This is a genomic window from Aeromonas sp. Y311-2 (assembly GCF_027706025.1).
Taxonomy (GTDB): Bacteria; Pseudomonadota; Gammaproteobacteria; order Enterobacterales; family Aeromonadaceae; genus Aeromonas; species Aeromonas veronii.
Map to the genome: position 1 here is coordinate 152,232 of NZ_JAPDCL010000004.1, position 17,762 is coordinate 169,993.

Annotated in this window: 17 protein-coding genes, 1 pseudogene and 1 riboswitch; of the genes and pseudogenes, 13 read left to right on the top strand and 5 right to left on the bottom strand. The window is 60.3% G+C overall.

Features of this window, described 5'->3' with window-relative positions; all coding sequences use genetic code 11:
* Positions 1 to 5 precede the first annotated feature (5 nt).
* From phoR to OKC42_RS05920, 8 genes are all read left to right on the top strand, one after another.
* Complete coding sequence (gene phoR / locus OKC42_RS05885; protein ID WP_021229135.1) at positions 6 to 1,301, top strand: phosphate regulon sensor histidine kinase PhoR; 1,296 nt, start codon at positions 6 to 8, stop codon at positions 1,299 to 1,301.
* A gap of 178 nt (positions 1,302 to 1,479) precedes the next feature.
* Positions 1,480 to 2,454, top strand: coding sequence for a PstS family phosphate ABC transporter substrate-binding protein (locus OKC42_RS05890; RefSeq protein WP_270819215.1), 975 nt, complete (start codon positions 1,480 to 1,482; stop codon positions 2,452 to 2,454).
* Positions 2,455 to 2,635: 181 nt separating this feature from the next.
* On the top strand, positions 2,636 to 3,442 hold the full coding sequence (locus tag OKC42_RS05895) for a M48 family metallopeptidase (RefSeq protein ID WP_100654279.1): 807 nt from the start codon (positions 2,636 to 2,638) through the stop codon (positions 3,440 to 3,442).
* On the top strand, positions 3,430 to 3,936 hold the full coding sequence (locus OKC42_RS05900) for a GNAT family N-acetyltransferase (protein WP_100654278.1): 507 nt from the start codon (positions 3,430 to 3,432) through the stop codon (positions 3,934 to 3,936). Before OKC42_RS05895 ends, OKC42_RS05900 begins: the two co-directional genes overlap by 13 nt.
* A gap of 108 nt (positions 3,937 to 4,044) precedes the next feature.
* Positions 4,045 to 4,947: an ROK family protein gene (locus OKC42_RS05905; protein WP_100654277.1), complete on the top strand. Its 903-nt coding sequence runs from the start codon at positions 4,045 to 4,047 to the stop codon at positions 4,945 to 4,947.
* 41 nt (positions 4,948 to 4,988) lie between these two features.
* Complete coding sequence (locus tag OKC42_RS05910) at positions 4,989 to 5,714, top strand: copper homeostasis protein CutC (RefSeq protein WP_042055276.1); 726 nt, start codon at positions 4,989 to 4,991, stop codon at positions 5,712 to 5,714.
* A gap of 150 nt (positions 5,715 to 5,864) precedes the next feature.
* A complete protein-coding gene (locus OKC42_RS05915; RefSeq protein WP_005338405.1) occupies positions 5,865 to 6,476 on the top strand; it encodes an FKBP-type peptidyl-prolyl cis-trans isomerase in 612 nt (203 codons plus the stop codon).
* Between the two features lie 188 nt (positions 6,477 to 6,664).
* Positions 6,665 to 6,979: a DUF2845 domain-containing protein gene (locus OKC42_RS05920; protein WP_270819216.1), complete on the top strand. Its 315-nt coding sequence runs from the start codon at positions 6,665 to 6,667 to the stop codon at positions 6,977 to 6,979.
* Between the two features lie 52 nt (positions 6,980 to 7,031).
* Here OKC42_RS05920 and OKC42_RS05925 read toward each other — a convergent pair whose 3' ends face one another.
* Positions 7,032 to 7,250: a DUF1107 family protein gene (locus OKC42_RS05925; RefSeq protein WP_005338403.1), complete on the bottom strand. Its 219-nt coding sequence runs from the start codon at positions 7,248 to 7,250 to the stop codon at positions 7,032 to 7,034.
* 203 nt (positions 7,251 to 7,453) lie between these two features.
* Between OKC42_RS05925 and yfcD the strand changes: the two genes are divergently transcribed.
* Positions 7,454 to 7,936, top strand: a complete 483-nt coding sequence (gene yfcD, locus OKC42_RS05930) for an NUDIX hydrolase YfcD (RefSeq protein WP_021229132.1) — start codon at positions 7,454 to 7,456, stop codon at positions 7,934 to 7,936.
* A 91-nt stretch (positions 7,937 to 8,027) separates the two neighbouring features.
* On the opposite strand, the pseudogene OKC42_RS05940 reads toward yfcD, so the two are convergent.
* Positions 8,028 to 8,954: pseudogene (locus OKC42_RS05940) on the bottom strand (phenylacetate--CoA ligase family protein).
* Positions 8,955 to 9,109: 155 nt separating this feature from the next.
* Between OKC42_RS05940 and OKC42_RS05945 the strand changes: the two are divergent.
* Together OKC42_RS05945 and OKC42_RS05950 are read left to right on the top strand one after the other, a co-directional pair.
* On the top strand, positions 9,110 to 9,583 hold the full coding sequence (locus OKC42_RS05945; RefSeq protein ID WP_005358893.1) for a peroxiredoxin: 474 nt from the start codon (positions 9,110 to 9,112) through the stop codon (positions 9,581 to 9,583).
* A gap of 126 nt (positions 9,584 to 9,709) precedes the next feature.
* On the top strand, positions 9,710 to 10,678 hold the full coding sequence (locus OKC42_RS05950) for a calcium/sodium antiporter (protein WP_005343920.1): 969 nt from the start codon (positions 9,710 to 9,712) through the stop codon (positions 10,676 to 10,678).
* An 88-nt stretch (positions 10,679 to 10,766) separates the two neighbouring features.
* Here the strand turns inward: OKC42_RS05950 and OKC42_RS05955 are convergent, their stop codons facing one another.
* On the bottom strand, positions 10,767 to 11,933 hold the full coding sequence (locus OKC42_RS05955) for a type III PLP-dependent enzyme (RefSeq protein WP_043818871.1): 1,167 nt from the start codon (positions 11,931 to 11,933) through the stop codon (positions 10,767 to 10,769).
* Positions 11,934 to 12,440: 507 nt separating this feature from the next.
* A riboswitch (glycine riboswitch) is annotated at positions 12,441 to 12,556 on the top strand.
* Positions 12,557 to 12,663: 107 nt separating this feature from the next.
* On the opposite strand from OKC42_RS05955, the gene OKC42_RS05960 reads away from it, so the two are divergent.
* Positions 12,664 to 14,040 carry an alanine/glycine:cation symporter family protein gene (locus OKC42_RS05960; RefSeq protein WP_270819220.1) on the top strand — a complete coding sequence of 459 codons (1,377 nt, stop codon included), beginning with the start codon at positions 12,664 to 12,666 and terminating at the stop codon, positions 14,038 to 14,040.
* A gap of 114 nt (positions 14,041 to 14,154) precedes the next feature.
* On the opposite strand, the gene OKC42_RS05965 is transcribed toward OKC42_RS05960, so the two are convergent.
* Positions 14,155 to 14,871, bottom strand: a complete 717-nt coding sequence (locus tag OKC42_RS05965) for a lipoyl protein ligase domain-containing protein (protein WP_270819221.1) — start codon at positions 14,869 to 14,871, stop codon at positions 14,155 to 14,157.
* A 102-nt stretch (positions 14,872 to 14,973) separates the two neighbouring features.
* Positions 14,974 to 16,371, bottom strand: coding sequence for a nucleobase:cation symporter-2 family protein (locus tag OKC42_RS05970; RefSeq protein WP_040066712.1), 1,398 nt, complete (start codon positions 16,369 to 16,371; stop codon positions 14,974 to 14,976).
* Between the two features lie 246 nt (positions 16,372 to 16,617).
* Here OKC42_RS05970 and OKC42_RS05975 point away from each other — a divergent pair, with 246 nt between their 5' ends.
* Entirely contained in the window at positions 16,618 to 17,739 is a 1,122-nt protein-coding gene (locus OKC42_RS05975) for a GGDEF domain-containing protein (protein ID WP_005349944.1), read from the top strand.
* Positions 17,740 to 17,762 lie beyond the last annotated feature (23 nt).

The following is a 17,762-nucleotide window of genomic DNA, read 5'->3' on the forward strand; positions in this document are numbered from 1 at the left end:
CAGTTATGTTGCAACCTTACGCCTGGCGGCGACAGTTGTGGCGAATGGCGTTTTTTTACGCCCCCTTCGCATTGGTTGGCTGGTTGATTGATCATCTTGCCCTCTGCCTGTTGGTGGCGGCAGTGTTGCATCTGGGCTGGCACTATCGCTTCCAGAAGCGGCTCTCTGACTGGTTGTGGCACGACCGCAGCCTGGTGCCCCCCAGCGGCAATGGCAGCTGGGAGTACATCTTCAACGGTATCTACAAGTTGCAGCAGCGTCACCGTGCCCGTCGCCGCGAGCTGGCGGGGCTGATCCGCCGCTTCCGGGAGGGTGCCGAGGCGCTGCCCGATGCCGCCGTGGTGTTTCGCACCGATGGCAGCATCCTCTGGTGCAACCGGCTGGCGGAGCAACTGCTCGGTTTTCGCTGGCCGGAGGATGCCGGTCAGCATATCGGCAACCTCATTCGCAATCCGGCCTTTAACGCCTATCTGGGCAAGGGGGCGTATGACGAGCCCCTCGAGATGCACTCCCCGGTCAACGAGGAGAAGTTTCTCGAGTTTCGCATCATGCCCTACGCCTCCGATCAGGCGATGCTGGTAGTACGGGATGTCACCCGTTTGCGCAGTCTCGAGAAGACCCGCAAGCACTTCGTTTCCAACGTCTCTCATGAACTGCGCACTCCGCTGACCGTGCTCAAGGGTTATCTGGAGATGACCGAGGAGCCGCCCCCGCCCGCCATGTGGGCCAAGGCGCATCGGGTGATGATGGAGCAGACCATCCGGATGGATAATCTGGTCAATCAGCTGCTCACCCTCTCCCGTATCGAGGCGGCTCCGACCGTGGATCTCTCCCATCTGGTGGACATGCCTGCCATGCTGGGGCTGCTGGAGCAGGAGGCGCGGGCGCTCTCGGGCGAACGGGCCCACCAGATCGAATTTGTGGTGCAGCCGAATCTGTTGGTGCGCGGGGATCAGGAGCAACTGCGCAGTGCCGTCTCCAACCTCGTCTATAACGCCATCCACTACACCCCGGCGGGACGCAAAATTACCGTGGAGTGGCGCAAGCAGGGGGCGATGGCGCTGTTTGCCGTGAGTGATGAAGGGGAGGGGATTGCCCCCGAGCATCTGGCGCGGCTGACCGAGCGGTTCTATCGGGTCGACAAGGCACGCTCGCGCCACACCGGCGGCTCAGGCTTGGGCCTTGCCATCGTCAAGCATGCCCTCAGTCATCACGACTGCCAGCTCGATATCGAGAGCCGGGTCGGCCTTGGCAGCCGCTTCAGCTTTCTCATCCCGAGCCGTATGGTGGTGATTAAATAGTATTTTATGTCAATGAGTTAGCTGCAAAAAGAGGGCCTTTGAACGGGCCCTCTTTTCATTTGTTCAAATCTGTCGTCATGTCATTAAAGTGTCACATTAAATCCATAAATTTGTCACTGCCAGGTCAGATACTGGCGCCGTCTTAAGAACGGACCTTCTGTAACTTTGGAGAGATTGGATGAAACTCAACAAACTGGCTGGTGTAATCGGATTCACCGCAGCAACCCTGTTTTCTGTCAGCGCCGTGGCTGCCGGTGTGGATAAAGACCTGCCGGATTACACACCGACCAGCGGCATTTCGGGCAACCTGTCCTCTGTCGGCTCGGACACCCTGGCCAACATGATGACCCTGTGGGCCGAAGAATTTAAGCGTTTGTACCCCAACGTCAACGTGCAGATCCAGGCCGCCGGTTCTTCTACCGCCCCGACTGCCCTGACCGAAGGTGTTGCCCAGTTCGGTCCGATGAGCCGTGCCATGAAGGCCGGTGAAGAGGAAGCATTCGAGAAGCGTTACGGCTACAAGCCGACTGCCATCCGTGTTGCAGTCGATGCCCTGGCGGTGTTCGTCAACAAGGACAACCCCATCAAGGGGCTGACCATGCCGCAGATCGACGCCATCTTCTCCAGCACCCTCAAGTGCGGCGAAGCCAAGGCTGCCACCAAGTGGTCTGATCTGGGTCTGGACGGCAACTGGTCCAGCAAGGATCTGCAACTGTTCGGTCGCAACTCCGTATCCGGTACCTACGGTTACTTCAAGGAGCACGCCCTGTGTAACGGCGACTTCAAGAGCGGCGTGAACGAGCAGCCGGGTTCTGCTTCCGTGGTGCAGTCTGTCTCTGCCTCCCTGAACGGTATCGGCTACTCCGGTATCGGTTATGTCACCTCCGGCGTGCGTGCGGTACCGCTCTCCAAAGATGGCAAGACCTTCATCGAAGCGACCTCCGATAACGCCATCACCGGCAAGTATCCGCTGTCACGCTTCCTGTACGTTTACGTGAACAAGCATCCGAACAAGCCGCTCTCCCCGATGGAGCAAGAGTTCGTCAAGATGATGCTCTCCAAAGCAGGCCAGAACATTGTTGCCAAAGATGGCTACGTGCCGGTGCCGGCCAAGGTGGTACAGGCTGACCTGAAAAAGCTGGGTATCATGTAACTGCCTGCAGTCAGCATGCCCTGATAAAACGAGCCCCAAGCGGGCTCGTTTTGTTTTTGGCGGCTGTCAGTTTTGTTAATAGCGCAGGATGGATATTTTTCCGCCAGCCGGGGGCTGGCTCCCTTGCGTAGCCGGGCGGCATTTCCGAGAATAGGGCAACGTTATGGCAAAGGATCCCTTCATGATTGCGTCCCTCACCAAGTTTGGCATGGTAGCCCTCTGTAGTTCCCTGCTGGTCGCCTGCGCCCAGTCGCCGACCGGCCGCAGCCAGATGCTGCTCTACTCTCCCCAGCAGATGAACCAGCTGGGCGCCGACTCCTTCGAGCAGATGAAGAAGCAGGAGAAGGTGAGCAAGGATGCCAAACTCAACGCCTATGTCTCCTGTGTCGCCAAGGCGGTGACCGCCCAGGTGCCGGCCAGCTATGGCATCACCAACTGGGAAGTGGTGGTGTTTGACTCCAAACAGGTCAACGCCTTCGCTCTGCCCGGCGGCAAGATCGGGGTCTACAGCGGCCTGCTCAAGGTGGCCAAGAATCAGGATCAGCTGGCGACCGTCATCGGCCACGAGCTGACTCACGTGCTGGCCCAGCACTCCAACGAACGACTCTCGCGCAGCCAGTTGGCGGGGATCGGTCTGGCGGCTGCGGACATTGCCATGGGCACCAGCGAGTATCGCGGCGCCACCATGGCCGCCCTTGGCCTCGGGGTCGAGGTGGGGGTGATGCTGCCCTACGGCCGCACTCAGGAGAGCGAAGCGGATCGGCTCGGACTTGAGCTGATGGCGCGTGCCGGGTTCAATCCGGCCGAGGCGATCCCCCTGTGGCAAAACATGAGTGCCGCCGCCGGTGGCAACTCCCCGCCGCAACTGCTCTCCACCCACCCGAGCAACGAGAACCGGATCGCCGAGTTGCAGGCGCAACAGGCGCAAGTGTTGCCGCTCTATGAGCAGGCCCGCGCCAACGGTCTGGTGCCCCAATGCAAGGCATAAGCCTGCGCATGGCGCGCAGCGACGATGCCGCCGCCATGACGGTGATGCAGCGAGCCAGCTGGCTCGCTGCCTATGGCCAGGTGCTCGGTGCTGACCTGCTGGAGCAGCTGGACGTCACTGCCCATCTGCAGATTTGGCAGAGCCGTCTGGCCGAGCCGGGCCCAAGGCCCATGCTGCTTTGTCTCGATGAGGTGGTGATTGGCCTGCTCTACTGGCAACCACAACAGGAAGCGGGGCAGAGCCATGCCCTGATCCGCGCTTTTTACCTCCATCCCGACCATTGGCGACAAGGTTATGGCAAACGGCTGTGGCAGGCGGTGGCGATGCAGATGCGCCGCGCCGGTTGTCATAGCGTCAGATTGTGGCTGCTCGATGGCAACCACATCGGCGAGGGGTTCTACCTGCGCCGCGGCTTCGTCTTTGATGGTGAAGAGCGAACCCTGATAAGCCTCGGGCAGCCCTGCCTGCAGCGACAAATGAGCCGTTTGCTCTGATCACTCTCCCGTTTTTCGCCCCCGGTCACTTTATTTTTTTTGCGAATTAATACAATGTCCCCCATGAAACAGAGTTGGATAAACACGGGCTGACAAGGGAGTGCTGGCATGTATTACGGCTTTGATATCGGTGGCACCAAGATCGCCTTCGCGGTCTATGACGGTGCATTGAACCTCTGCCACGAGGAGCGCATGAGTACCCCGGGCAACGATTACGAGGGGTTGCAGCAGCTGATCCGCTCCCGGGTCGAGCAGGCGGATGCCCGCTTCGGGGCTCGGGGCTCGGTCGGTATCGGTTTTCCCGGTGTCATCAACAGCCACGATCACAGCATAGTGGCGGCCAATCTGCCCTCCATCAATGGTCGCCATCTGGGGGCCGATCTGGCCGAGCTGCTGGAGCGGCCGGTCAAGGTGGATAACGACGCCAACTGCTTCCTCTGGTCCGAAGTGCATCAAGGGGCAGCCGACGGCGCAGGCAGTGCGCTCGGCGTCACCATCGGCACCGGTATCGGCGGCGCCGTCTATCTGGCGGGCAAGCTTATTCAGGGGCGCAACTGGCTGGCTGGCGAGATTGGTCACTACCCCTTGCCCGCGACCATGCTGATGAAGTATCCCGAGTTGCCCCGTCCCCGTTGCGGCTGTGGCCGTCTGGTCTGTTTTGAAACCTATGCCTCCGGCACCGGTCTGGAGCGTCTCTATCACCATTTCCATGGCCAACGTGCCACGGGTCACCAGATTGTGGGACGCTTCGAGTCCCATGAACCCCATGCGGTCGAGACGGTCGACTGCTGGTTGGAGATCATGGCCGCCGGGCTTGCCACCGCCATTTCGGTGATTGATCCCGAGGTGGTGGTGTTGGGGGGCGGCCTGAGCGGCCTGCCCGCCCTCTATGAACAGCTGCCGCTGCGTCTGCCCGGTCACTTACTGCCCGGGGTCGCCCTGCCCGAGATCCGCCAGGCCCGCTTCGGTGGTGCTGGTGGTGTGCGCGGCGCAGCCTTGCTCAATCTATGAGATCAGATGTGGGGTCTGATCTCCCCGAAAAAGGAGTCCTCATGACCCGTCTTGAAATCTGTATCGACAACCTGGAATCCCTCTTCACCGCCCAGCAATCCGGGGCGGATCGCATCGAGCTCTGCTCTGCATTGGGTCTGGGCGGCCTGACTCCCTCCTACGGCTTTATGCAGCTGGCTGCCCGCCACGCTACTGTGCCGGTCTACGCCATGATCCGCCCACGGGCCGGAGATTTTTGCTTCAATGACGGCGAGTTCGAGATGATGCTGCAAGATATCGCGGCGGCACGCGCTGCGGGGCTGCAAGGGGTGGTGGTCGGTTTGCTGGATGAGGAGGGGCGGGTGCCTGCTGCCAAGCTCAAACAGCTGGTGGATGCCGCTGGCCCGTTGGGAGTCACCTTCCATCGCGCCATCGACCTCTCCTCCGACTGGCGCCTCGATCTGGAGACCATCGTCGCTGCCGGTTGCGAGCGCATTTTAAGCTCGGGCCATGCGCCGACCGCGTTGGCTGGGTTGGAAACCCTGCAAGAGATGCAACAGGCGCTGGCGGGACGAGCCAGCCTGATGCCGGGCGCCGGGGTCAATGCCGACAATGTGCGTACCATCATCGAGTTCACCGGAGTGAGCGAAGTGCATATGTCCGGCATGGGCTGGCGCGGTGGCATGGTGCCGCACGGAGTGAATATGGGCACTTCGGATGATGGTCGGGTCAATATCACCGATGGCGCCAAGGTGGCTGCGGTCAGAGCCTTGCTGGATCGCGGTTAAGCAGATCGCCGCCGTTGGGCGGCGTTCATCCGCATCTTGTGTGAAGTTCCTCCCACTGACGGGGAAATCAGGGGCGCCCCCGGCAGCACCCCGGCCAAAAGTCTGATATTATCCCGCCTCTTTACTACATGGATCTGGAGCAACATCTCAATGTCCCAATACGACTCTATCGAACAGAAGGCCAGCTATGGCATCGGCCGCAACATGGGTGATCAGCTGGCGCAGCAAGCCTTCGCCGGTCTCGATATCCCGGCTCTGCAACAAGGTCTGGCAGATGCCCTGAATGGTCTGGAGTTCGCGGTCAGCCGTGACGATATCAATGATGCCTTCCAGGTGATCACTGCGCGTATGCAAGAAGAGCAGGAAGCTGCCGCCAAGGCCGCCGCTGCTGACGGCGAAGCCTTCCTGGCTGACAACGCCAAGCGCGCTGAAGTGAAGGTGACCGACTCCGGTCTGCAGTACGAAGTGCTGGTAGAAGGCAACGGTGCCGTTCCGGTAGCCGGTCAGTCCGTGCGTGTGCACTACCACGGTACCTTCACCCACGGTGGTGTATTCGACAGCTCCGTCGCTCGCGGCCAGCCGGCTGAATTCCCGGTGACCGGCGTGATTGCTGGCTGGGTTGAAGCGCTGCAGCTGATGCCGGTTGGTTCCAAGTGGAAGCTCTACATCCCCCACGATCTGGCCTACGGTGCCCGTGGCGCGGGCTCCATCCCGCCTTACTCTGCACTGGTATTTGAAGTCGAGCTGCTGGACATCCTGTGATCCTGCTGGCTTGATGCAAACGGCGACCCTCGGGTCGCCGTTTGTTTTTGGGCTATGTGATAGACAGCATTTGTCGCGACCAGCGGGCTGGAGAGCAGAAAAGGGCGGCACTTTTACGCTTTTTACTGGTTTTTTCAGAAACGGGAACAGGCATACTGCGACTCATTAGAGAGGATAAGGAGAACCCGATGAGCAATAAGATGAAGAATGTAGCGGGGCTTGCTCTGTTGCTGCTGAGCATTCCGGCCAGTGCCGATGCCATGCGCTGCAAGAACGCCCTGATCACCGAGGGTGACAGCACCGCCGAGATGCTGCTCAAGTGCGGCGAGCCCATGTTGCGGGAAGATATTACCCGTAACGAGGAGAACCAGTTTGGCAACATGGTGCAGGTCAAATATGGTGAACGTTGGACTTACAACTTCGGCAAGAACGAGTTCATGCGCTTTGTGACGGTGCGCAACGGCATCATTACCGATATCGAAAACGGCCCGCGCGGCCAGTAGCCGGCGGGCAAAGCATGGATGCACAACAGACAGTAGGGCAAGACCTTTTGACTCACATGTCCGGCAAGGGGTCGCGGTGACCAAGTTGTCTGACAGCCAGATTGATCTGGCGAGCCAGTCTTAGCCGCTGGCGGCAGGTCAGGCCATGGAGGCTGATCCTGCCCGCGTTGAATTCAAATGTCCCCAGCGACTCGATGGCAAAATAGCCTCGATGAAAGCTCTTGATGTAGCGAGCGATCTGCCGTGGGGATAACTGCTTGAATACCTTCATCACACGGTTCCCTGATTGCCTGGACAGGGCACACTATGGTGTCGGTCGATGACACTGATATGACGGTTTATAAAGATTTGCATGAATCCTTATTTTGCCAGTGAGTTCGGCAAATTGACGGCGTCATCGAAAAAGTTGTGCCATGACAAACCACCGCACCGATATACTGCGGGCTTGAATGGAACAAACGAAAGGGCCTGTGCGTGGAATGGGTTGATGTGGTGGACGGGAATAACCGGGTGATTGGCGTGGCCGAGCGAGCCAAGGTGCGGCGAGAGAATCTCTGCCATCGTGCCAGCTATATTCTGGTGCTCGACGACGCGGATCGGATCCTGGTGCAGCGGCGCACCCTCAGCAAGGATTTCTGCCCCGGCATGCTGGATGCCTGCGCCGGTGGCGTGGTCACCACCGGTGAGGAGATGGAGCGCTCCGCCCGCCGCGAGCTGGCCGAAGAGCTGGGGATTATGGATGTTCCCCTGCAGGGCTTTGGCAGCTTTTATGCGGAAGGGGAGGGCTACCGGGTCTGGGGTGGCCTCTTCAGTTGCCGTTATCAGGGGCCGCTGCAGTTGCAGGCCGAAGAGGTGAGCGCGGTGCACTGGATGAGCCTGGCCGAGATTGCCGAGCGTGCCAGCGAATTTACCCCTGACTCCCTGCTCGCCATCGCCACCTGGCAGGCGAGACGCTAACGTCTCTCTTTAGATATTTTCTTTTCCAGTTCAGAGACAAGACGGGCAGCCTGATGGCTGCCCGTCTGCCTTTGTGCATTTAGTTGGTCTGCTACACCAGCTTGAGGCGTCGGTTGGTGCGCCCGCAAGCGCTCGGCTTGGCGAGCCAGTGACCTTGCCAGTCGGTGGCTAGCCGCAGCAGCGGATACTCCAGATCGAGCCGGGTCACCACCAGCTGGCCCGTTTCATCTCCACTCACGGGATTGCCGCTGGCGGGATCGATGATTTCGACGATGCAACTCTCGTTGACGATAAAGCCCTGACCGGGCTGACTCTCGTAGGCCACCACCCCCACATCCTGCTACACCAGACAGTTGAGGGCCGCAATGCCGTGAATGGCGCGCAGTGGCGCGGTTTCAGGATGGGTGGCTTCGCACAATAGGGCGCGGCGCAGCGAGTCGCTCGGGATCTCCGCTGCTTCGGCCGCTTCCAGCAGGTCGAGCAGGGTCACCAGCGGACCGACGTAGCCGGTGGGTTGATAGCGCAGCAGTGCCTCCAGCTGGTGCTGGGTATCGTGGGGCCCGCAGGGTACCACTGGAGCCCCCAGCTGGCGGGCGCCGTTATCGAAGATAAAGGCGGTGGGGCCAGCATGATAGTCGTGGCCGTTGAGCATCACTTCCCCCGCCTTGAAACCGGCGGCAAACAGCGCCCGGGCGGCGCCCCACCAGTCTGCTCCCGCATACTCGGGGATGGCCAGCTGGCCCGGACAGGAGAATACCCGCAGCGCCTGACTGGCGGGGCGGCCGGTGAGACCGGCAAAGGGGGGATGAGCCTGCTGGGCGGCAAAGAGTTCTTTGCTGTCGAGCAGTGGCAGGGTGGCCAGATCTGCCAGATCCTCGAGGCGGCACTGGCGATAGGCGCTGGAGTAACCGGCGCAATATTGACTGACATGGGTAAGCTGATGATTGAGCTGGTCCAGTTGCTGCTGTTCGCGCATGGCGGGGGGACGAATTTCCAGACCATCGTAATAGTGTTGCATGGGGCCTCCTGGCGCCGTGAAACCAGCTCAAGAGTAGTCTGCCCAAGGGGAAAATGCCTGCCGCTATCCATGGTCAGGCTCAGAGCCGCTGTTAGGCGGCATCGTCACTCTGGGATAAACTGGCGACTTCCCATCACGACTCAGGACGAGAAATCATGATTGCTGTAGGACACCCCCTGCCTGCGGGCGAATTTACCTTTATCACCGCCGAGGGCAAGCAGCTGCGGGATAGCCAGACGCTGTTCGCCGGTAAAAAAGTGGTGCTGTTTGCGGTACCCGGCGCCTTTACTCCCACCTGCTCCAATGCTCATCTGCCCGGTTATGTGGTGCTGGCCGATCAGTTTATGGCCAAAGGGGTGGATGCCATCTGTTGTCTGTCGGTCAACGATGCTTTCGTGATGCGGGCCTGGCAGACGGCCCAGAATGCCGAGGCGATCACCATGCTGGCGGATGGCGATGGCAGCTGGACCCGGGCGCTGGATCTGGCCAAGGATACCGGCGCCTTTGGCGGCATCCGTGCCCAGCGCTTTGCGTTGATCGCCAACGATGGTGTGGTCGAGCAGCTGTTTGTGGAGGCGCCGGGCAAGTTTGAGGTCTCCGATGCCGCGAGCCTGCTGGCTGCACTGTGAAATGTTAATCACGGTTTGATTTCCCCTTGAAATGGGAGGTGGCACAGCTACACTGGCGCCACTTTCCCATGGTGCCTGCCCGTTTGGGCTGGCGCTTCGTTGCTGATAACAAGAGATGAAGATCCTATGACCCTGGCTTTTGTTGCCCTGATTGCCGGACTGGCGCTGCTGGTCTGGAGTGCAGACAAGTTTGTCGACGGTGCCGCCGCCACTGCCCGTTATGCGGGGATGCCGCCGCTGCTGATCGGCATGGTGATCATCGGTTTTGGTACCTCGGCCCCGGAGATGGTGGTCTCGGCGCTGGCGGCGTCACAGGGCAATCCCGGGTTGGCGCTTGGTAATGCCTATGGCTCCAACATCACCAATATCGCGCTGATCCTGGGTCTGACGGCACTGATCAGCCCTATCGCGGTGGCCTCTCAGGTTGTGCGCAAGGAGATCCCGATCCTGCTCGGTATTACCCTGCTCTCCGGCGCCCTGCTGATCGATGGTCATCTGGGCCGGATGGATGCGGTCATTCTGGGGGCCGTCTTCGTTGCCCTGATGGGCTGGTCTATCTGGGCTGGCATGAATGGCAAGGGAGATGCGCTGGATACCGAGACCGCCGAGGATATCGAGAGCGAGGGGATGTCCCTCAAGAGCGCCATCTTCTGGCTGGTGGTCGGGCTGGTGCTGCTGATCGGCGCTTCCCGCCTGCTGGTGTGGGGGGCGGTGACCATCGCTCAGGCGCTTGGCATCAGCGATCTGGTGATTGGTCTCACCATAGTCGCGGTAGGGACCTCCCTGCCGGAGCTGGCCTCTTCGCTTATCGCCATTCGCAAGAACGAGCATGATCTGGCCCTTGGCAACGTGCTCGGCTCCAACCTGTTCAACACCCTGGCGGTGGTGGGGATTGCGGCGGGCATCCACCCGCTCGATGTGGCGCCGGAGGTGCTCACCCGTGACTGGAGCATCATGATGGGGCTAACCCTGCTGCTGCTGGTGATGTGTCTGGGCCGCAAGGGGCAGGGCCGTATCAACCGGTTGGAGGGGGGCGTGCTGCTGACTTGCTTCGTCGCCTACACCGGCTGGCTGCTGACCAGTCAGTTTATCTGATAGGGGTTGGTGAAATGAGAGAGGGGGAAGCTCAAGCTTCCCCCTCTTGTTTTTGCCCAGTGAACCTGTTGGCGAGCGAGCGGTGTGCTCAGGCTACTGCCACCAGCTTCTGCCCCTTCTGACTGCTGTCCAGAATGAGGATGCTGGCCTTGGGGAAGAAGTTGAAGGTGGAGGCCGAGGCCCAGGTGTAGGCGCCCATCACCTTGCCAACCACCAACTCGCCGATAGCCAGATCCGGCAGCATGATGCCATCGCGGATCACATCCACGCTGTCGCAGGTGGGGCCGGAGAGCACCGAGTTGTGCTGCTCGCCACTGGCATAAGGCGTGCTCACCGGATAGGTGACGTGGTCATAGAGCTGGCCGTTGTAGCTGCCGTAGAGACCGTCATCCAGGTAGTACCAGATCTTGTCGCCGCGGTGGGCCTTGCCCATCACGCTTGATACTGAAGTCATGGCCGGCGCGCTGATAAAGCGGCCCGGTTCGGCAATCTTCTGCACGGTAGCGGGCAACTTGGCCAGCGCTTCGCGGATCGGCGCGCAGAAGCCGTCGATATCGAACTCGCCCCCTTCATAGTCGACCGGGAAACCGCCGCCGATATCCAGCACCCAGGGCTTGAGCCCGAGCGCCCAAGCCTGCTCCATGATCTCGCGGCAGGCGTCGATGGCCTGCACATGGCGACGGGCATGGGGCACTTGCGAGCCGACGTGAAACGACAGCCCCATCACCTTGATCCCCTTGGCGTGGGCCAGTTGCAGCAGCGGCAGCGCCTGCTCCGGAGTGCAGCCGAACTTCTTGGAGAGATCGACCTTGGTCTCGGGGTTCGGGAAGCTGACCCGCAGCAGCAGTTTCACTTCGTCCTTGTAGGGAATGAACTTTTCCAGCTCCAGCGGGTTGTCGTAGACAAACACGGTGCAGCCAAACTCCAGCGCATAACGGATATCGCTGTCGCGCTTGATGGGATGGGTATGAATGCAACGTCCCGGTCGAACCCCCTGACTGCGCACCAGATCCACTTCGCCATTGGTGGCCAGATCGAAACAGGCCCCCTCTTCCTTCAAGACAGAGACCACCGCCTCATGGGGTAGGGGTTTGAGTGCATAGTGCAATCGTACATCGGGCAGGGCGGCGGCCAGTGCCCGATACTGTTTGCGGACGGCTGCCTTGTCGAGCAGCAGCAGGGGGGAGCCGAATTGTTCAACCAGCTGACGGTAATCTTGTGCGACCACATCTTTTGCAACCAGGGTCTCGTTCATTCTCTTTTGGTCATCCTTAGGGGGCGTGATATGCCCAAGCCATATGCGATTGAACCGGCGACGGCCGGGTCAGGCGAGCGGTCCGGTGGGACCAACCGAACACAGTGCATAAATTGATGGCAAAGTGCTTGGTTATGCAGCGGATTATCGGCTTATTGATTCTGTGTGCAAGCATTTTGATTGGATATGTCGGCAAGATTTTCTTGGCGAAACGAGAGGGATCACTGTTCTCTATCCGCCATTTTTCCTGTTTGGGCCACATTTGATCCGTGAGAGCCTAACTTGTTGATAGTTAACCAACATTTAACATTCTTGCTGCGATTCTGGTTGTCACTAAAAAAATATAAATGGGGGCGGCCAAGTGCGAGACAGCTCACATTTTTTGGATTAACATGCCGACTTCCTAATCCAAACTAGTTCGGATGAAGGTAGCAGGAGAGCGATGGGCAACCATCCACCGAAGAAGTGAATCTTTCAGGTACCGGGCAACCGGTGTGGACTGCTACTGGACGATACTCTGGAGAGACCCGTTAAATCGGGCGCCGAAGGAGCAAGGCACCATGACTACCCGCAAGGGCAGGTTGGCGCCGGAAACTCTCAGGCAAAAGGACAGAGGGGATGGGATGGTTGTACCTGGGCTTGGCCCGCATCCGATCGCCTCTGGCCGATCGCGACACCTATGGGAAGATCATCCTTCTCCTCCTTAATTTCTGTTTCTTAAGGAGGATGCATGTCATCAATTCAATCGGCGTTAACCGCCATCGATAGCTTTATCTGGGGTCCACCCCTGCTGATCCTGCTGGTCGGGACCGGTATCTATCTCACCCTGCGTCTGGGTCTGCTTCAGGTGGTGCGCTTGCCGCTCGCTCTGCGGCTGGTTTTTGGTCGCGATCAGGGGCTGGGCAAGCAGGGGGATGTCTCCAGCTTCGGCGCCCTCTGTACCGCCCTCTCTGCCACCATTGGTACCGGCAACATCGTCGGGGTGGCTACCGCCATCAAGCTCGGCGGCCCCGGTGCCCTGTTCTGGATGTGGATGGCGGCGCTGTTCGGCATGGCCACCAAGTACGCCGAGTGTCTGCTGGCGGTGAAGTATCGCGAGCAGGATGCCAACGGCCAGATGGCTGGCGGCCCCATGTACTATCTGGAGAAGGGGCTCGGTTCCAAGCCGCTCGCCAAGCTGTTTGCCCTGTTTGGCATCGGCGTGGCCTTCTTCGGCATCGGTACCTTCCCACAGGTCAATGCCATCTCCGACGCCATGAGCCTCTCCTTCTCGGTGCCCCGTGAAGCGACCGCCGTGGTGCTGACCCTGATCGTGGCGCTGGTGACCCTGGGGGGGATCAAATCCATCTCCAGCGTGTCGAGCAAGGTGGTGCCCTTCATGGCCATCTTCTACATCGTCGCCTGTCTGGGCGTGCTGGTGAATAACGCCAGCGCCCTGCCCGATGCCGTCATGCTGGTTATCGAGAGTGCCTTCACCGGCCATGCGGCGACCGGCGGCTTCGTCGGTGCCAGCATCATGCTGGCCATTCAGTCAGGGGTGGCGCGCGGGGTCTTCTCCAACGAATCGGGACTGGGCTCTGCGCCCATCGCGGCGGCGGCAGCCAAGACCGATTCGTGTGTGGAGCAGGGGCTGGTCTCCATGACAGGTACCTTCATCGACACCATCATCATCTGCACCATGACCGGCCTGACCCTGGTGGTCACAGGCGTGTGGAGCGGCGATGCAAGCGGCGCGGCCATGACCAGTCTGGCCTTTGCCCAGGGGCTTGATGCCCATGTCGGCCAGTATCTGGTGAGCATTGGCCTCCTGTTCTTCGCCTTTACCACCATCCTTGGCTGGAACTACTACGGCGAGCGCTGCACCGAATACCTGTTCGGGGTGAAGGCGATCAAGCCCTATCGTCTGGTCTATCTGGCGCTGGTGGCGAGTGGAGCTTTCCTCCATCTGGACATGATTTGGCTGCTGGCCGATATCGTTAACGGCCTGATGGCGGTGCCCAACCTCATCGGCCTGATTGGTCTGCGCCATGTGGTGATCGCCGAGACCCGCGCCTACTTTAGCCGGGATCTGGATAGCGAAGCTGAACCGGAGCCGCAGACGGCCTGAACGCCTCAGCTCGTTTCACGCTTCCCTTGAAAAGAACAAGCCACGACTCCGGTCGTGGCTTTTTTGTGCGCCGTGTCTCTGGATGGGGACTTTCCCTCTCCCTTCGGGATAAGGTCAGAATGAGGGGGATAGCCCCTCGCTCAGCAGGCTATCCAGACGTGCTCGCACCTTATCCACCAGTGCCTGATCGCTACCGCGCCAATCGATGCAGCTTGCCAGCGTAATGGAGGTTCCCGCCATAAAACGCAGTTCGCCGCCCGCCAGCTCGTAGAAGCGGCTCGCCATCCTAGTTCCCTCATCCACATCACCCGCCACCAGCAGCATGGCTTGTGCCAGCACGGCGCCCTGGTGATCCTGCCCCGGCGCCAGCCAGCGCTGGGCGGTACCGGTGATCTTGCGTCCCCCGATCACCAGATTGTACTGACCATCGCAAAAGGATCCGGGCACGAAGTCATAGCTCCCCTCCAGGCCGTACTCCGCCAGCAAGGTCAGCAGCGGCGCCCCCAGCAGCCGGTAGTAGTGGGCGAGGTCTGTGGTCGTGCGGGGCAGCAGCAGGGATAGGTTGAGGATCCCCGCTCCGTGGGGCACGGCGGTACCGCCACTGTCGCGCACATGTACCGGCCAGCCTTCAGCTGCAAGTTGCTGGCAGGCGGCTTCGTAATGGGGGAGGCGGGTATCCTTGCGGGTGACAATCAGACATTGGGGCGCCTGCCAGAGGTGAGCGCGGGGCTGGCCGTCATGGGCACAGTCGCGCAGCCAGTGCTGCTCTTGCGCCAGTATCTGTGCGGGTGAAGCGGTATCGGGGAGGGGAGAGAGCAGGCGATAGGGCATGGCGGCATCCTCAAAAAAGGCTGCCCAGCACACTACCCGTGGCGGCTGACAAGGTAAAGCCCCGCAGTGCGGGGCTTGAGTCTGCTATCGGTTGATGACGTCTCAGGAGTGGCGCGCTTCGCGCTTGGGCAGCAGCAGGTTGAGCACGATGGCGGTAATGCCACCGGTGGCGACGCCGTAGGAGAGTACGCTCTTGGCCAGCTCCGGCAGGTGTTGCAGCACTTCCGGCACCTGTGCGACCCCCAGCCCCATGGCCAGCGACACCGCCAGGATCATCAGGGCGCGGCGATCCAGCTCCTCGCGGGCAATGATGCGCACGCCAGCGGCGGCGATGGTGCCAAACATGACGATGGTCGCTCCCCCCAGCACGGGCTCGGGGATCTGTTGCACCAGACTGGCGACCGCCGGGAACAGGCCGAGCAGCGCCAGCATGGCGGCGATAAAGAGCCCGACGTGACGGCTGGCGACGCCGGTCAGCTGAATGACGCCGTTATTCTGGGCGAAGGTGGACATGGGGAAGGTGGAGAAAACCGCTGCCAGCATGGAGTTGGCACCATCGGCCAGCACGCCGCCTTTGATCCGCTCCATATAGACAGGCCCTTCCAGTGGCTCGCCGGAGATATCCGAGGTGGCGGTCATGTCGCCGATCGCTTCGAGCGCCGTCACCACGAAGATGATGGCGAGCGGCACGAACAGCTGCCAGTCAAAGCCGAGACCGTAGTGGAGCGGAATGGGCACCATCACCAGCGGGCCGTCGAAGGTGGGGGCGCTCACTTTGCCCAACAGCAGGGCCACGGCATAGCCCGCCAGCATGGCGATCATGATGGCGGAGAGGCGTAACCAGGGGTTGCGACTGCGTTGCAGCAACACGATAAGGCCGAGCACCAGCAGGGAGAGGAAGAGGTTGGTGTGGCTGGCGAAGCTGCCATCAGAGAGGGCTGCATAGCCGCCGCCCATGCTGATGAGACCTACCTTGATCAGGGTCAGACCGATCAGCAGCACCACTATGCCGGTCACCAGCGGGGTGATGATCCGTTTCACCAGATGGAGGAAGCGGCTCATCACCACTATGGTCAGTGCAGCAACCATCATGGTGCCAAACAATGTGCCCAACAGATCCTCGGTGGGCATGGCCGCCTGTTTGAGGGCGAGACCGGAGGCGATGATGGGGCCGAGGAAGTTGAAGCTGGTGCCCTGTACCGAGAGCAGGCCGGAACCGATGGGGCCGAAGCGGCGGGTTTGAATGAAGGAGGCGATGCCGGACATGACCAGCGACATGGAGACGATATAACGGGTGTCGGCGGCAGGGAGGCCGAGGGCATTGGCGATAATCAGGGGCGGGGTAATGATGGCGACAAACATGGCGAGCATATGCTGCAGGGCGGCGAACAGCGTCTGGGGCAGAGGCGGGACATCCTCTATGCCATAGACCAGTTCGCTATGGGCTCGCCTGGGTGGATGTGCCTCTCGATTGGCGCGTGTGACAGCAGCCTGTTCCATAAGTACCTCGAATTGTGTGGGGAAGGGAAGAAAATTGGGCGCTATTGTAGTGATTGAAATGAGGCTGACCAGCGCTAATTATGCAAAAAAAGGTTTATTTTTTGATGGGTTGAAACGTTTGCGCGCTGCGATTATCATCTGTCGGTTTGTGTGACCGACCTCTCATTTTTATTCTCCCCGCTAATGACATTTTTACCACTTTGTAGGTGTAGAATGAGCCCTCAGTATTCATCGTGGAGACTCTGGATGCTCAAGTTGTCAGAGTTCTGGAGTGCGAGGGTTCACTCCGAAGACTTTACTCGTACTCGCATGGGCTTTATGACGGTGCGTTTGCGCCTGCTGACCTGCTTGCTGATGCTCGGATTGCCCGCCTGGGCCGTGGTGGATTGGCTGACCTTGCCCGCCGTTCATTTCGAGCAGCTGTTTCAGGCCAGGATCTTCTGCACCCTGGCGCTCTCGCCACTTATTCCGCTCTCGTATCTCATCCACTTCAAGCGGGAGCGGATGAAGCTGGCCCTTGGCTACCTGATGGCCGTGATGATGCTCTTCTCCCTCTTCTGCCTGAACAGCTTTGGCGCCGGACAGGAGTTGCAGGCGGGCTATGCGGCCTTTCCCTATCTGCTGATCACCCTGTTTGCCATCTTCCCCATCCCCCTCTCCCTCGGCTTGCAACTGGCAGGTGTGGTGCTGGTGACCATGCTGCTGGGTCACTGGCTGCTGGTGGGCCAGAGCATCTGGAGTCAGGCCACCCTGAATCAGGTGTGGGTGCTCGGCATGTTTACCATGGCCAGTTGCTGGGTGCAGTGCGGTCAACTCAACATGCTGCTGCGGCTCTATCGGGAATCGACCACTGATGAGCTGACCGGCATGATGAACCGCCGCCTGCTGATGAAGCAGCTGGAGCAGGCCAGAATCCGGCTGCAACTCAAGAAGAAGCCCTTTGCGGTGATGCTGCTGGATCTCGATCGCTTCAAGCGGATCAACGATATCTACGGCCATCTGGCGGGGGATGCGGTGCTCAAGGAGGTGGCGACCACCCTGGGGGAGCAGCTGGAGCCTGACATGGTGCTGGGGCGTTATGGCGGCGAAGAGTTTGCCATCCTGATGCACAACTGCGCCGATCCGGCGCTGGCGAGCAAAATGGCTGAGCGGCTGCGCATTGCCGTCGAGGCGCGGCTGGTGAAGAGCCCCACCTCGGACGAATTGCTGGAGGTGACGGTGAGTATCGGGATTGCCATGGCTCGTTCCGATGACACCATCGATATTCTGATCAACCGTGCCGACGAGTGTCTCTATCAGGCCAAGATGGCGGGACGCAACTGCGTGGTGGTCGAGGGGCAGAACCGCGCAAAAACAGATGCCGCCTGAGGGCGGCATCCTGTTGGCAATGT

What these genes read in the sequence shown, in the direction of transcription:
- OKC42_RS05910 (WP_042055276.1), top strand. Translation starts at nt 4,989, where the DNA reads ATGACCCGTCTTGAAATCTGTATCGACAACCTGGAATCCCTCTTCACC.
- OKC42_RS05925 (WP_005338403.1), bottom strand. Translation starts at nt 7,250, where the DNA reads ATGAAGGTATTCAAGCAGTTATCCCCACGGCAGATCGCTCGCTACATC.
- OKC42_RS05955 (WP_043818871.1), bottom strand. Translation starts at nt 11,933, where the DNA reads ATGAACGAGACCCTGGTTGCAAAAGATGTGGTCGCACAAGATTACCGT.
- OKC42_RS05915 (WP_005338405.1), top strand. Translation starts at nt 5,865, where the DNA reads ATGTCCCAATACGACTCTATCGAACAGAAGGCCAGCTATGGCATCGGC.
- OKC42_RS05975 (WP_005349944.1), top strand. Translation starts at nt 16,618, where the DNA reads ATGCTCAAGTTGTCAGAGTTCTGGAGTGCGAGGGTTCACTCCGAAGAC.
- OKC42_RS05950 (WP_005343920.1), top strand. Translation starts at nt 9,710, where the DNA reads ATGACCCTGGCTTTTGTTGCCCTGATTGCCGGACTGGCGCTGCTGGTC.
- OKC42_RS05895 (WP_100654279.1), top strand. Translation starts at nt 2,636, where the DNA reads ATGATTGCGTCCCTCACCAAGTTTGGCATGGTAGCCCTCTGTAGTTCC.
- OKC42_RS05905 (WP_100654277.1), top strand. Translation starts at nt 4,045, where the DNA reads ATGTATTACGGCTTTGATATCGGTGGCACCAAGATCGCCTTCGCGGTC.
- OKC42_RS05970 (WP_040066712.1), bottom strand. Translation starts at nt 16,371, where the DNA reads ATGGAACAGGCTGCTGTCACACGCGCCAATCGAGAGGCACATCCACCC.
- OKC42_RS05890 (WP_270819215.1), top strand. Translation starts at nt 1,480, where the DNA reads ATGAAACTCAACAAACTGGCTGGTGTAATCGGATTCACCGCAGCAACC.
- OKC42_RS05945 (WP_005358893.1), top strand. Translation starts at nt 9,110, where the DNA reads ATGATTGCTGTAGGACACCCCCTGCCTGCGGGCGAATTTACCTTTATC.
- OKC42_RS05960 (WP_270819220.1), top strand. Translation starts at nt 12,664, where the DNA reads ATGTCATCAATTCAATCGGCGTTAACCGCCATCGATAGCTTTATCTGG.
- OKC42_RS05900 (WP_100654278.1), top strand. Translation starts at nt 3,430, where the DNA reads ATGCAAGGCATAAGCCTGCGCATGGCGCGCAGCGACGATGCCGCCGCC.
- phoR (WP_021229135.1), top strand. Translation starts at nt 6, where the DNA reads ATGTTGCAACCTTACGCCTGGCGGCGACAGTTGTGGCGAATGGCGTTT.
- OKC42_RS05920 (WP_270819216.1), top strand. Translation starts at nt 6,665, where the DNA reads ATGAGCAATAAGATGAAGAATGTAGCGGGGCTTGCTCTGTTGCTGCTG.
- OKC42_RS05965 (WP_270819221.1), bottom strand. Translation starts at nt 14,871, where the DNA reads ATGCCCTATCGCCTGCTCTCTCCCCTCCCCGATACCGCTTCACCCGCA.